Here is a 13,891-nt window from a genome sequence, read left to right as displayed (position 1 = left end):
CCGGTCAGGACGCCCCGGCGACGGTGGACTCGCGCACGACCAGCTCGGGCACGAAACTCACGTGGCGCACCGCCCCGCCGTCGGCCAGCAGCAGGTCCGCGGCCGCCCAGCCGATGTCGCGCATGGGCTGGTGAACGCTCGTCAGCGGGGTGATGAGCTCTCCGGCCACGGAGATGTCGTCGTAGCCGACGATCGCCACGTCGCCGGGGATGGACAGCCCGCGCCGTCGGATCTCGCGCATGGCGCCGATGGCCATCTGGTCGTTGGCGCAGAACAGGGCCGTGGGCGGGCGGGGGCCGTCGAGCAGGCGGGCCGCGCCGACCGCGCCCGCGTCCGCCGTGTAGCTCTGGCCGTCGTGCACCGCCTCGGTCTCGACCAGGGCCTCCCCGGCCTCCAGCCCCGCCGAGGCGATGGCGGCCAGAGCGCCGGCGCGCCGGTCGACGGACTGGCGCACCGACGCCGGCCCGTTGACGAAGCCGATCCGGCGGTGCCCCAGGGACAGCAGGTGCTCGACGGCGGCGCCGGCCCCGGCGACGTCGTCGCCCGAGACCGTGGGCAGCTCGGCGGTCAGCGGCGGGTGGTCCATGAGCACGACCCTGATGCCGCGGCCGGCCAGGACGGCGAGGTTGTCCAGCGTCGAGTCCGAGGGGGTGACGATGACGCCGCGCACGTCCAGTCCGGCCAGGAGGCTCATGAGCTCGCGCTCGCGGTCGGGGTCGGAGTCGGTCGAGCCCAGCATGGGCACGCGCCCGCCCTGGCGGAGCCGGTCCTCGATCCCCCGGGCCGCCTCGGTGAAGAAGGGGTTGGAGATGTCGTGGACGAGGACGCCCACGAGGGAGGACCCGCCGTGGCGCAGGCGCCGCGCCGTCTCGGAGCGCACGAAGCCGAGCTCGGCGATGGCCGCCTCGACCCGCTCCCGCGTGCCCCGGGCGACCCGGTCGGGGTGGTTGAGCACGTGGGAGACCGTGCCGACGGAGACGCCGGCCAACTGGGCGACGTCGCGCACCGAGGGGCGGGACGGACGTGACGTGGCTGGAGTATCCATGATGCTCTCCCCTGGACCGGGTCCGGGTGCGCGCGGGCGGGCGCCCGCTGTCGCCCCCGGTCTCACTATTGTTCCGCAGATCGCACCGCCGCGGTGCGAAGACGGCGATCGGGTTCGGAAACGGTTTGCCGACGGCGGCGCGCGGGGCCGGGCGGGCGCGCCCGACGGAGCGCTCCGGGGCCGGTCAGCTTCTGACCCACCATTGTGAAACGGTTCAAGAGCCGATAGCATAATCGTCATCACGCTCGCAGCGCCCTTCCGACCCCGCGAGCCCGGACGCACTGAAAGTCACCGACGACTAGGAGAGCCCCATGGCCACACCCTCCCTGGCGGATCTGCCCCCGCAGTCCCTCAGCCTGCTCCAGACCCAGACCATCGAGCTGCCCAGCTGGGCCTTCGGCAACTCCGGCACCCGCTTCCGCGTCTTCACCACCGCGGGCGCGCCCCGCGACCCCTTCGAGAAGATCGACGACGTCGCCCAGGTCAACGCCTTCACCGGCATCACCCCCCGCGTGTCCCTCCACATCCCCTGGGACAAGGTCGACGACTACGACCGGCTGCGCCGCCACGCCGAGGAGCGGGGCGTGAGCATCGGCACCATCAACTCCAACGTCTTCCAGGACGAGGACTACAAGCTCGGCTCCCTGTGCAACCCCGACGAGAGGATCCGCGCCAAGGCGATCGCTCACCACCTGGAGTGCATCGACATCATGCGCGCCGTCGGCGCGCCGGCCCTGAAGATCTGGCTGGCCGACGGCACCAACTACCCCGGCCAGGACTCCATCCGCGAGCGCCAGGACCGCCTGGCCGACTCCCTGGCGCAGATCTACGCGGCCCTCGACTCCGACCAGCGGCTCGTCCTGGAGTACAAGTTCTTCGAACCGGCCTTCTACCACACCGACGTGCCGGACTGGGGCACCTCCCTGGTGCACTGCCTGGCGCTGGGCGAGCGCGCCAAGGTGGTCCTGGACACCGGCCACCACGCCCCGGGCACGAACATCGAGTTCATCGTGGCCCAGCTGCTGAGGCTGGGGCGCCTGGGGGCCTTCGACTTCAACTCGCGCTTCTACGCCGACGACGACCTCATCGTGGGCGCGGCCGACCCCTACCAGCTCTTCCGCATTATGAACGAGATCGTCGACGCCGGGGCCCTGGCCCCCGACTCGGGGGTCAACTTCATGCTCGACCAGTGCCACAACCTGGAGGAGAAGATCCCCGGCGAGATCCGCTCGGCCACCAACGTCCAGGAGGCCACCGCCAAGGCCCTGCTGGTGGACCGCGAGGCCCTGTCGGCCGCCCGGGCCGTCGGGGACGTCCTGGCCGCCAACGACGTCTTCGTCGACGCCTTCAACACCGACGTGCGCCCGCTGCTGGCCGAGCTGCGCGAGTCCCAGGGCCTGGACCCCGACCCCATGCGGGCCTTCCTCGCCTCCGGCTACCTGGAGCGCATCCGCTCCGAGCGCGTCGGGGGCGACGCCGCCGGCTGGGGCGCCTGACCCGCCCGCCCGACCTGCCGGGGGGCCGGGGACGCCGCCGCCCCGCCCCGGCGAACCGCCGCCCCGGCCCGCCCGCCCACTCCGAACCACGACGACAGGATCCCTCCGCCATGAACCCCTCCCGCCCCGTGCACGTCGCAGCGATCGACCTGGGCGCCTCCTCCGGCCGCGTCATGGTCGGCACCGTCCGCGACGGGCGCGTCGCCCTGACCCAGACGCGCCGTTTCGCCAACGGTCCGGTCCCCCTGCCCACGCGGGCCGGGGAGCGCCTGTACTGGGACGTGCTCCGCCTGTGGAGCGAGATCCGCGAGGGGCTGCTGGCCGCCGTGCGCGAGGTGGGGCCGCTGTCCGCCATCGGCATCGACACCTGGGCCGTGGACTACGGGCTCGTGACCGGCCAGGGGATCCTGGCCGGCATGGTCGACTCCTACCGCTCGCCGCGCACCCGGGGGATGCCCGGCAGGCTCTTCGAGGCGATCCCCGCGCCGGAGGTGTACGCCGTCAACGGCCTGCAGGTCCAGGACTTCAACACCGTCTTCCAGCTCATGGCCGACGCCCGCGACGGCTCCCTGCCCGCGACGGCGGACCTGGGCTCGCGCACCATGCTGCTGCTGCCCGACCTCATCGCCTCCTGGTTGACCGGGTCCATGTACGCCGAGGTCACCAACGCCTCCACCACGGGCCTGGTGGACGCCCGCACCCGCTCGTGGTCCGAGCCGCTGCTCACGCGGCTGCGCACCGAGGCGGGCCTGGACCTGGAGGGCCTGCTGCCGGAGACCATCGAGCCCGGCACCCCCGTCGGCGTCGTGCGCCCGGAGGTCCTCGACGTCTTCGGCCCCGACGGCGCCCCCACCCCGGTCATCGCCGTGGGCAGCCACGACACGGCCTCCGCCGTGGCCGCCGTGCCCGCCGTCGGGCCCGACTTCGCCTACGTCTCGTGCGGCACCTGGTCCCTGGTCGGCCTCGAGCTCGACGCCCCGGTGCTCACCGAGGCCTCCCGGGCGGCCAATTTCACCAACGAGCTCGGCGTCGACCAGACCGTGCGCTACCTCAAGAACGTCATGGGCCTGTGGGTCTTCAACGAGGCCGTGCGCACCTGGAGGCAGCAGGGCCTGGACCTGGACTACGCCGAGCTCGACGCCGCGGCCGGGGCGGCCGAGCCGCTGCGCACCGTCGTCGACATCGACGACGAGGCCTTCTTCGCCCCCGGGGACATGACAGTGCGCATCGACGCCGCCGCCGACGCCACCGGCCAGCCCCGGCCCCGGACCGTGGGCCAGTACGTGCGCTGCATCGACGACTCCCTCGCCCTGGCCTACCGGCGGGCCGTCCGGCGGGCCTGCGCCCTGGCCGGGCGAGAGGTCTCGGCGCTGCACATGGTCGGGGGCGGCACCGCCAACGAGCTGCTGTGCCGGGCCGCCGCCGACGCCACCGGCCTGCCCGTCCACGCCGGCCCCGCCGAGGCCACCGCCCTGGGCAATATCCTCGTCGCCGCCCGCGGCGCCGGCCTCATCGACGGCGACCTGGCCGAGCTGCGCCGCATGGTGCGGGCCTCCAGCGAGATCGTCGAGTACGCCCCCGACCCCGCGGCGGCCCCCGCCTGGGAGGCCGCCGAGCGCCGGCTCTTCGGCTGAGCCCGCCCGAACCGGAAGCCGCCCGAACAGAGCACTCACGTCAACCGCCCGAACCGGAAGCAGGACACGCTCATGACCACCTTCGCACCGCCCACGCCGCAGCCCGCCGCCACCCGCGACGGCGTCGGGCTCGACCCGCTCGCCGGCGGCTTCCTGCCGCCCTACGCCGAACGGCTCGACATCATCAGGCCCTTCCCCGCGCTGTCGGCCGAGGCCATGGGCGCGGCCCTGCTCGACGAGGAGTCCGGGGCCGACGGATCCGAGCCCGACGGGCCCGACTCCGGCGGGCGGGCGGCCGGCGCCCCCTTCGGCGGCGACGCGATGGCGGCCATGGACGCCTTCAACGCCCCCTTCGGCGAGGCGGAGCGGACCCGCGCCACCGCCGAGGACCGCGAGATCGACGGCCCGCACGGGCCGATCCCCGTGCGCGTCTACCGCCCCGAGCCCGGCCAGCGCCCGCCGACCCCCTCCCCCGCCGCCGGCGGCCTGCGCGCCGGGCTCGTGTGGTACCACGGGGGCGCCTTCATCGGCGGCGACCTGGACATGCCGGAGGCCGACGCCGTCGCCCGCGGGCTGGTCACCCGCACCGGCGCCACGATCGTCTCCGTCGCCTACCGCCTGTGCAACGACGGCCTCACCCACCACCCGGTGCCCCACGACGACGCCTGGGCCGCCTACCTCTGGGCGCGCGAGCACGCCGCCTGGCTCGGCATCGACTCCGGGCGCCTGGCCGTCGGCGGGGCCAGCGCGGGCGCCAGCATCGCCGCCGGCGTCGCCCTGCGCGGGCGCGACGACGGCGCCGCCCCCTGGCAGGCGCTGCTGGCCTACCCGGTCGTCCACGCCGAGCACTGGCCCGCCCCCTCCGGGGAGCTGGCGGCCCGCCTGGCCGATATGCCCCAGATCCTGCGCTTCCCCGCCGACATCTTGGCGCTCATGAACGAGAACTACCTGGGCGGGCCGGTCCGCGACGCGCCGCCCTGCGCCTTCGTCGGCGACGGCAACGGCACCGCCGCCGACCTGACCGGCTACCCGCCCGCCTACATCGAGAACTGCGAGAACGACGACCTGCGCGCCTCCGGCGAGGCGTTCGCCCGCCAGTTGTCCGAGGCCGGAGCCGACGTCGAGGTCGTCACCGCCGCCGGCGTGCCCCACGGGCACCTCAACGCCGTCGGCAGCCCGCTGACGAGCCGGTCGCTCGACCGCTTCGCCGCCCGCCTGGCGCGCGCGGCCTGACCGGACCGCCCACGCCGTCGGGCCCCGCATCCGGCCCGGCTCCCCCGCATCCGGGCCCGCCCGCCGCGGGACGGCCCCGCCGTCCCGCCACCGCCCCACCACCGGAACCGAAGAAGGGATCACCCCATGCCCACCCACCCGACCCTCGATGAGATCCTCGCCCAGATGGGCGCCGCCGGGCGCCGCCTGGACCACATGGGCGCCGTCGAGGCCGGCGCCGGCAATATCTCCGTGTCCGTCGCGGCGGGCGCCGCCGAGCTCGGCCTGACCGACCGCTTCCCGCAGGCGGCCCCCGGCACCGGGCTGCCCCTGCCCGCCCCGGCCCTGGCGGGCCGCACCGTGCTGGTCACCGGCTCGGGCTGCCGCCTGCGCGACGTCGCCGACTCGCCCGAGGCCAATGTGTCGGCCTTCGTCGTGGACGAGGGCGGGGCCACCGGCACCTGGTACACCCACCCGCGCCGGGCCTACGAGAAGCCCACCAGCGAGTTCAACTCCCACCTGGCCGTCCACGACGACCAGGTCGCCCGCCGCGGGGTGGGCTTCCAGGCCGTCATCCACGCCCAGCCCCCCCACCTGGTCCAGCTGTCCCACATCAGGGACATCCGCACCACCCGCGAGTTCAACCGACGCATCCTGCGCTGGGAGCCCGAGACCATCGTCCAGCTGCCCGCCGGCATCGAGGTCCTCGACTTCATGGTGCCCGGCTCGCAGACCCTCATGGAGAGCAGTGTGCGGGCCCTGCGCGACCACGTCATCGTCCTGTGGTCCAAGCACGGCATCATGGTGCGCTCCGACGCCTCGCCCCTGGCCGCGGTCGACAAGGTCGAGTACGCCGAGACCGGCGCCATGTACGAGGTCCGCGACATGATGGCGGGCGGGCTCGGCCAGGGCGTGACCGACGACGAGCTGCGCGCCGTCGTCGAGGCCTTCGAGGTGCCCACCGACCTGCTGTGATCCCGGTTCGCATCCCCGGGCCCCGCGCCTCACCCGCTCGGGAAGGGCGGGTGGGCGCGGACGCGAGAAATGGCGTTCTGGGAGGATCGTTCCGCCCCGCACTCGACGACCGCCTCCCGAGAACCGCGGAATCACGCGGAAGCCGCTGGGCGCACCCGGCGTGCCGGTCCGAACGATCCTCCCAGAACGCCAAAACCGTCCCGGAGGCCGTCGGGGCGGCGTCGGGGCTCGCCGCCGGTTCGCTGCAACGAACGATTCGTCGGATCACCCCCATGATGAAGGGCACAGCGAGGGGCCGCTTGACGCCTTTCCGGCCCCTCGGTACATTCTCACGCCGACGCACGACAACGGAGCCCCCGTTGGACGTGCGTTCTCCCGTTCCGGCCCCGGAACGGGAAGGAACAACCGGAAGGAACGCACATGTTCTTCGACACCCAGCTCGCCATCGCCGCCGCCGCCGCCCGCGCCCGCGAGGCCGAGAAGGCCTTCGTGACCGAGCACGACGAGCAGCACTGACACAACCGATCCCAGGCGGAACGATCCCGCCGCACCGAATCCGGGCGAGGACGACGAGGTCCTCGCCCTTCTTGCTGCCCGCGCCCGCCGGAACAACCGGATCAGCCGGATCACCGCCATCCATGTCGACCCCGGGGACGTCACCCGATACGATCTGAACCGCTTCAACGACGAGCGATCGGAACGACATGACTCCTCCCCGCACCGGTCGGGACACGACGCCCCTCGCGTGCCGCGCACCCGTGAACCTCACCGTCGACCATCTCAGCTCCCCCATCGGCGTCGCCGTCCCCCGCCCGGTCCTGGCGTGGCAGGTGCCCGGGCCCGCGCCGGCGCGGGCCTACGAGATCGAGGTGCGCCGCCTCGACCCGGCCGGCGGCGCCGCGCCCGAGCCGGCCTGGGCGACCGGCCGCGTCGAGATCGCCTCCCCTCCCATGTCCCCCTGGGTCGCCTACGACGGCGCGCCCCTGGTCTCCGACGCCGACTACTCCTGGCGGGTGCGCGTGTGGACCGCCGACGCCGGCCCCTCCGACTGGGCGGCCTCCGCCTTCTCCACCTCCCTCCTGCACCCCGGCTCCGACGCCGTCGCCCCCTGGGTCGAGCCCGCCCAGACCCCGGCCGAGCCCGAGCCGCCCATCGACTTCGCGGCCGTCTTCGGTGAAAACGGCGGCCAGCGCGCCTGGGAGCCCGCCGGGCGAAGACTCCACCCGGTCAAGCTCGTCCGCCAGGAGCTCGCCCCGACCGCCCCCGCCGACTCGGCCGCCGCCGAGCCGGGCGACGCCCCGCCCGCCCCCGCCGCCCTGACCCGCGCCCGCCTGTACACCACCGCCCAGGGCGTCCTCGACGTCTCCATCGACGGCGCGCCCGTGGGCGACTCCGTCCTCGCCCCGGGCTGGACGAGCTACCACGACTACACCGAGTTCGACGTCCACGACGTCACCGCCGCCCTGGCCTCCCCCGGCCCCCACGTCCTGGGCCTGCGCCTGGCCGACGGCTGGTTCGCCGGGCGCATCGGAGCCCTGGGCGAGTCCGCCCAGTACGGGCGCGTCCTGCGGGCCTGGTGGCAGCTGTCCCTGACGTACGCGGACGGCTCCACCGCCGTCGTCGGCCCCGACGCCACCGCCCGCAGCACCGAGGGCGGCCCGATCCGCTACAGCGACATACTCGTGGGCGAGCGGCGCGACGACCGGCTCGCCGCCGCCGTGGCGGGCTGGGACCGCCCCGGGTTCGACGACGGCGCCTGGGACCGGGTGCGGATCGTGCCCGCCGCGCGCCTGGACCCGCCCACGCGCTTGGAGCCCTTCCGCGGCGAGCCCGCGCGCCGGGTCAGGGCGCTGCCCGTCGCGCAGGTCCTCGCCACGCCCGCGGGCGAGACGGTCCTCGACCTGGGGCAGGTCATCGCCGGGAGGCTGCGCCTGGCCGCCGTCGGGCCGGCCGGCACCGAGATCGTCCTGGAGCACTCCGAGCACCTGGCCGCCGACGGCTCCTTCTTCTCCAACGTCGTCGGTCCCAACAAGGACCAGCGCGACGTGTGGGTCCTGGCGGGCACGGGCACGCCCGAGGCGCCGGAGGTCTTCGAGCCGGCCTTCACCTTCCACGGCTTCCGCTACGTGCGCGTCACCGGCTACCCCGGCCGGCTGCGGGCTCGCGACGCGGTCGGCGTCGTCCTGGCCTCCGACCTGCCCGCCACGGGCGGATTCGCCTGCTCCGACGCGCGCCTGACCCGGCTGCACAAGAACGTCGTGTGGTCCCAGCGGGCCAACTTCCTGTGGATCCCCACCGACTGCCCCCAGCGCGAGCGCACCGGCTGGACCGGCGACGCCCAGGTCTTCGCCCCCGCCGCCGCGAACAACGCCGAGGTCCACGCCTTCCTGGCCCGCTGGATGCGCAATGTCCGCGCCGACCAGCGCGAGGACGGCTCGGTGATGAACATGAGCCCGTGGCCCCCGCTCATGGGCGCCGTGGAGGGGATCCCCGGGCCGGGCGGGATCGCGGTGTCCGCCGGGTGGGGCGACGCCGTCATCCGCGTGCCGCTGGCCCTGTGGGAGCGCTACGGGGACACCACCGCCCTGGAGGAGAACCTGGGCGCGATGCGCTCGTGGGTCGCCAAGCAGACGCGCGAGGCCGACCGGGAGCTGCCCGAGCGCCTGCGCGCCGAGGCGGGCGGGCCGGCCGACGGGTGGGAGCGCCTGAGCGGGGAGGAGGCCGCGCGCCAGCGCCTGCTGTGGAACTCGCGCACGCACTTCGGCGACTGGCTGGCGCCGTCGACCCTCGCCGCCGACGTGCCGCTGCCCATTATGGAGGCGCCCCGGCGCACGGGCGAGTTCGTCGCCTCCGCCTACCACGCCGAGGCGCTGCGCACGCTGGCCCGGGTGGAGGGCGCCCTGGGCCACGAGCGCGAGGCCACCGGGCTGCGCGAGCGCTGGGAGGCGGTGCGCGGGGCGGTCGCGGCCGAGTACGTGAGCGCCGACGGCGTCGTCTCCTCGGGCCTGCAGGGCGAGCAGGTCCTCGCCCTCGCCTTCGACCTGGTCGCCGACCGGGCGCTGCGCGGTCGGGTGGCCGAGCGCCTGGCCGAGCTGGTGCGCGGGGCCGGGGGCCGTCTGGACACGGGGTTCCTGTCCACGCCCTTCCTCCTGGACGTCCTGGTGGACAGCGGGCACGAGGCCGAGGCGTGGGCGGTGCTCATGCAGGAGGCGGTGCCGTCGTGGCTCTACGAGGTCGCCGAGGGGGCGACGACGATCTGGGAGTCCTGGGCGGCGGTCGCGCCCGACGGGACGGTGGGGGCCATGAGCTTCAACCACTGCGCCCTCGGCTGCGTGGACGACTGGATGTTCCGCCGCCTGGGCGGGATCGCGCCGTTGGAGCCCGGGTACCGGCGGGTGCGCGTCGCCCCGCTCACGGGCGGCCCGGTGTTCTGGGCGCGGGCGCACCGCGACACGCCCTTCGGGCGGGTGGAGGTGTCCTGGGAGCGCACCGGTCCGGCGGCGCCGGGGGACGCCGGCGGGACCGGCGCGGGCGTCAACCGGACCGGCGCCGACGCCGTCGGCGCGCACTCCCGCGTGCGCTACGAGATCGAGCTGCCCGCCGGGGTGAGCGGGGAGCTGGTGACGCCCGACGGCGGGGTGCGCGAGCTGCGCGGCGGGCGGACCGTCGAGGTCTGCGCGGCCGCCGACGGCGCCCCCCGGTGAGCGCTCCGCCCCCGCCCTGCGCCCCGGCGCTTCACCGCGCAGGCACGGAGGCTGAGGGCCGGAGCGCTCACCGGGGCCGCTCGGGCGCCCTACCGGTCCCGGCTGGCCCGCCCGCCCAGGACCGCCCCGTTGGTCCGGGCGATCTCGCCGTAGACGCGGGCGGACTCCTTGAGCGTGCGCTCCTGGGTGTCCCGGTCGACGGCGATAATGCCGAACTTGGGCCCGTAGCCGAAGATCCACTCGAAGTTGTCCATGGCCGACCAGCACATGTAGCCGCCCACCGGCGCGCCGTCGGCGATGGCCGCGCCGACCTCCGCGATGGCGGTGCGCAGGAAGTCCACGCGCTGGGCGTCGTCCTCCGTGTTCAGGCCGTTCTCGGTGACGATGATCGGCACCTTGACGATCTCCTGGGCCTGGCGGATCACGGCGCCGATCGCCCAGGGCCAGATCTCCTCGCCCGCCGGGTTGACCACGGCGCCCTCGGCGGGCGGCACCGGGCCGTCCGGGCCCAGGACGGTGCGGTTGTAGGTCTGCAGTCCGACGAAGTCGTCGCCTTCGCTCACCCGCAGGTAGCGCAGATTGTTCTCCTCGATCATGCGCGCCACGCGCTCCTCGCCGCCGGGGGCGGCGTGGAAGTCGGAGTTGGCCAGAGTCCAGCCGACCCTCATCGCGGGATCGACCCCCTTGATGGCCTCGACGGCGGCCCGGTGGGCGGCGACCTTGACCTCGAAGGCCTCCTGCGTGGCCGACAGCTGGAAGCCGGCGACCCTGTCCGCCGTCGTCCCCAGCGCGCGGGCGGCGCCGACCCAGGTGGGGTTGTTCAGCCGGGCTCCGGGGGTCGCCTCGCACAGGCCCATCTCGCGCAGGAGGATGGCGAGGTTGGGCTCGTTCATGGTGCAGACGAGGTCGAACATGTCGCCGAGCTCGGCGGTGACGCGGCGGCAGTAGCGGGCGAAGAGCCCGGGCGTGGCCTTATCCTCCCAGCCGCCGCGGGCGATGAGCCAGGCCGGGGAGGTGAAGTGGTGGTAGGTGACGATCGGGGTGAGCCCGTGCTCGTGGCAGGCGCGCAGCATGTCGCGGTAGTGGGCGATGGCGACGGCGGAGAACTCCCCGGGGGCCGGCTCGATGCGGCTCCACTCCAGGGAGAAGCGGTAGGCGTTGAGCCCCAGGGAGGCCAGCAGCGCGATGTCGGAGCGGTAGCGGTTGTAGTGGTCGCAGGCGTCGCCGGAGGACTCGGCGTACATGGTGTCCGGGACGTGCTCGTAGAGCCACACGTCGTTGTTGGTGTTGCCGCCCTCGACCTGGTGGGAGGCGGTGGCGGTCCCCCACAGGAAGTCCTCGGGGAAGGGGGTGGCGACGGGAGTGGCGGCGGTCATGGGTGTCTCCTCGGGTCGGCTCAGTCTTACGGTATCGGGGGCCCTGGCGGCCCGTGGCGCGTCGGGACCCGGCGCGCCACGACGCTCCTCAACGGCGGCGGGACCGGGCCGGCCCCGGGCGACCCGGCCGAGTCCCGCCGTCGGACTACTTCACGCCCTTGACCAGGGGGATGACGACGGCGCCCAGCGCGCACAGGACGGCCGCGATGCCCCACAGAAGCGTGTAGTTGTTCCCCGCCCCCAGAATAGCGGGAGCCGCGGCGGGCACGAGGATGGTGGGCAGGTTGAGGGCCAGGCCGAAGACGGCCATGTCCTTGCCGGTGTCCGCCTCGTTGGGCAGGACCTGGGCGCACAGGGCCAGGTCGACGGTGAGGTACATGGCCTGGCCGACGGCGAAGACCATCCAGGCGATGATGAACTGGTTGAAGCTGGCCGCCCGGCCGCCGATGATCAGGGCGAGCGCCATGACGAGGGCCGAGCCGATGACGAAGGGCTTGCGCCTGCCGAGTTTGTCGGACAGCCAGCCCGACCCGGTGAACAGGGCGATCGACACGGGCGCGGAGTACAGGGAGAGCAGGCTGGCCCTGGCCCCGGCCTCGGCCGGGGTGAAGTGGAGATTGGTGATGAGGTAGAGGACGAAGAAGGACAGGAAGGCGGTCATGGCGATGCCGGCCAGGAAGCGGGAGAGCCAGACCCACCCGAAGTTCGGGTGCTTGCGGGGGTTGACGAAGAAGCCGGCGAACAGGCCGCCCAGGTCCAGGGCCGGGACGTCGGCCTTGTCGCGCTGAGGGTCCTTGTAGAGCAGGATGAGCGGGAAGGTGGTGGCCAGGGCCAGCAGGACGGGCACGGTCATCATGAGGGCGGGCGTGCCGACGAGCCGGCCGGCGATAGCCGCGCCGGCGCTCATGGCGAGCGCACCCATCATGCCCATGAAGCCCATGACCCGGGCCCGCATCCTGTTGGGCACGCCCTCGACGGGGATGACGGCGTAGGCGTTGAAGCCCGCCTGAGCCGCGGTGATGCCCACGACGTAGGCGATGCCGATGACGATGTGGTTCGTCATGGTGCCGATAGTGGCCATGCAGACGAGGCTGACGAGATAGCCGCCGAGGATCCAGGGACGGCGACGCCCGAAGCGGCTGGTGGTGCGGTCGGACAGGGCCCCGATCAGCGGAATGGCGACGAGCATGAGGATGCCCGACACGGAGGTGATGCGCGAGTAGACGGTGGTGGCGGTGGCCTCGTTCATGGCGGACAGGCGCAGCTGGAGGGCCGTGCCCAGGGTGAGCATCATGATGTAGCCGCCCACGGCGGCCAGGAGGACCAGCGGGATGGTGCGCGAGGGCTTGCCGTAGGTGCGGGTGATGGCCTCGGTGTCGTCCTCGGGCTCGCCTGTCCCGGGCTCGCCGGCCGCGATCTCGTCGCGCCCGGGGCTCTCGCCCGCCGCGATCGCGGACGGCTCGTCTTCGTCCCGGAGCCGGGTGTCGGTGGGGTTGCTCATCGTTCGTCCTTGAGATGAGGTCGGCGTCAGCGCCGACGGCGGCGGCCGGGCGGAAGCGCCCGAACCTGTTGACACGGTTCACTGTACCGAAAACATTATCCAGATTGGAAGAGATCTATATCACTTAGACAATCGCCGTCGACCCTTCTCCCCCGGTAGGCTGACCTCGGAATCGCAACCGACGACGCCGGGAGGGGGCGGCAGACCGTGCCGAACGAGGACCGCCCCGACTCCTGCCCGGCCGGCGCCGTCGCCCCGCCCGACGGGCGCACCCGCTACGCCAACGGCGAGCGGCGGCGGGCCGCCATCGTCGACGAGGCCATGACCGTCTTCGCCACCCGGGGCTTCCACAACCTGTCCATGCGGCAGATCGCCGAGGCCGTCGGGGTCAGCCACACCCTCCTGCGCCACCACTTCGGCACGAAGGACGCCGTCCTCCAGGCCGTCCTGGCCCGCCGCGAGGAGACGGAGGCCGGATGGCGCGCCGCGCTGGTCGCCGAGCGCGGCCTGCTCGACGCCCTCCCGCTCATCATGGAGCACAACGCCGCCATTCCGGGCCTCATCCAGCTCGACGCCGTGCTGCGCGCCGAGGCCGTCAACCCCGACCACCCCGCCCACGACTACGCCGTCGGGCTCTCCCGCCGCTTCCGCTCCCGGCTGCGGGCCGATCTGGACGCCGAGCGGGCGGCCGGCCGCCTCCGGGCGGACCTCGACCTCGATCTGACGACGACGCACCTGGCCTGCCTCATCGAGGGGCTCCAGAGCGAATGGCTCCTAGACCGGGGCATCGACATGGCCGCCGTCGTGCGCGCCCTCGTCGAGCAGCTCCGGGCGCGCTGACGCCCCGGCCGGCTCGGGCCCGCCGAGTCGCGGCCGACCCCCGTGGCCCGAAGCCCCCGCGCCCGCGGGGCGCCCCTTTCGCTTTACTCCCGCCCATCCCCCAACCCA

9 protein-coding genes are annotated in these 13,891 nt (G+C 74.0%); 6 read left to right on the top strand and 3 right to left on the bottom strand.

Annotation, left to right across the window (positions count from 1 at the left end):
- Nucleotides 1–4: 4 nt before the first annotated feature.
- Nucleotides 5–1,045: a LacI family DNA-binding transcriptional regulator gene (locus G446_RS0109490; RefSeq protein ID WP_026409965.1), complete on the bottom strand. Its 1,041-nt coding sequence runs from the start codon at nucleotides 1,043–1,045 to the stop codon at nucleotides 5–7.
- A 311-nt stretch (nucleotides 1,046–1,356) separates the two neighbouring features.
- On the opposite strand from G446_RS0109490, the gene rhaI reads away from it, so the two are divergent.
- From rhaI to G446_RS17165, 5 genes are all read left to right on the top strand, one after another.
- Nucleotides 1,357–2,541, top strand: a complete 1,185-nt coding sequence (rhaI, locus tag G446_RS0109485) for an L-rhamnose isomerase (protein ID WP_026409964.1) — start codon at nucleotides 1,357–1,359, stop codon at nucleotides 2,539–2,541.
- A 110-nt stretch (nucleotides 2,542–2,651) separates the two neighbouring features.
- Entirely contained in the window at nucleotides 2,652–4,175 is a 1,524-nt protein-coding gene (locus G446_RS0109480) for a rhamnulokinase (RefSeq protein ID WP_026409963.1), read from the top strand.
- A gap of 72 nt (nucleotides 4,176–4,247) precedes the next feature.
- Nucleotides 4,248–5,408 carry an alpha/beta hydrolase fold domain-containing protein gene (locus G446_RS17170; protein ID WP_051285885.1) on the top strand — a complete coding sequence of 387 codons (1,161 nt, stop codon included), beginning with the start codon at nucleotides 4,248–4,250 and terminating at the stop codon, nucleotides 5,406–5,408.
- A 126-nt stretch (nucleotides 5,409–5,534) separates the two neighbouring features.
- Complete coding sequence (locus G446_RS0109470) at nucleotides 5,535–6,362, top strand: class II aldolase/adducin family protein (protein WP_026409962.1); 828 nt, start codon at nucleotides 5,535–5,537, stop codon at nucleotides 6,360–6,362.
- Between the two features lie 758 nt (nucleotides 6,363–7,120).
- Nucleotides 7,121–10,066: an alpha-L-rhamnosidase gene (locus G446_RS17165; protein ID WP_051285884.1), complete on the top strand. Its 2,946-nt coding sequence runs from the start codon at nucleotides 7,121–7,123 to the stop codon at nucleotides 10,064–10,066.
- Between the two features lie 89 nt (nucleotides 10,067–10,155).
- Here the strand turns inward: G446_RS17165 and G446_RS0109450 are convergent, their stop codons facing one another.
- Nucleotides 10,156–11,442: a glycoside hydrolase family 1 protein gene (locus tag G446_RS0109450; protein ID WP_026409961.1), complete on the bottom strand. Its 1,287-nt coding sequence runs from the start codon at nucleotides 11,440–11,442 to the stop codon at nucleotides 10,156–10,158.
- A gap of 145 nt (nucleotides 11,443–11,587) precedes the next feature.
- The gene (locus G446_RS0109445; protein ID WP_026409960.1) at nucleotides 11,588–12,943 is read right to left on the bottom strand and encodes an MFS transporter; all 1,356 of its coding nucleotides are present in this window, start codon (nucleotides 12,941–12,943) and stop codon (nucleotides 11,588–11,590) included.
- Between the two features lie 207 nt (nucleotides 12,944–13,150).
- Between G446_RS0109445 and G446_RS0109440 the strand changes: the two genes are divergently transcribed.
- Nucleotides 13,151–13,783, top strand: a complete 633-nt coding sequence (locus G446_RS0109440; protein WP_245574656.1) for a TetR/AcrR family transcriptional regulator — start codon at nucleotides 13,151–13,153, stop codon at nucleotides 13,781–13,783.
- Nucleotides 13,784–13,891: the final 108 nt, after the last annotated feature.

This window comes from Actinomyces dentalis DSM 19115 (assembly GCF_000429225.1).
Lineage (GTDB): Bacteria > Actinomycetota > Actinomycetes > Actinomycetales > Actinomycetaceae > Actinomyces > Actinomyces dentalis.
This window is presented reverse-complemented; position numbering and strand designations above follow the sequence as displayed.

Coding starts and splice junctions, on each gene's coding strand:
- G446_RS0109490 (WP_026409965.1), bottom strand. CDS start 1,045: ATGGATACTCCAGCCACGTCACGTCCGTCCCGCCCCTCGGTGCGCGAC.
- rhaI (WP_026409964.1), top strand. CDS start 1,357: ATGGCCACACCCTCCCTGGCGGATCTGCCCCCGCAGTCCCTCAGCCTG.
- G446_RS0109480 (WP_026409963.1), top strand. CDS start 2,652: ATGAACCCCTCCCGCCCCGTGCACGTCGCAGCGATCGACCTGGGCGCC.
- G446_RS17170 (WP_051285885.1), top strand. CDS start 4,248: ATGACCACCTTCGCACCGCCCACGCCGCAGCCCGCCGCCACCCGCGAC.
- G446_RS0109470 (WP_026409962.1), top strand. CDS start 5,535: ATGCCCACCCACCCGACCCTCGATGAGATCCTCGCCCAGATGGGCGCC.
- G446_RS0109450 (WP_026409961.1), bottom strand. CDS start 11,442: ATGACCGCCGCCACTCCCGTCGCCACCCCCTTCCCCGAGGACTTCCTG.
- G446_RS0109445 (WP_026409960.1), bottom strand. CDS start 12,943: ATGAGCAACCCCACCGACACCCGGCTCCGGGACGAAGACGAGCCGTCC.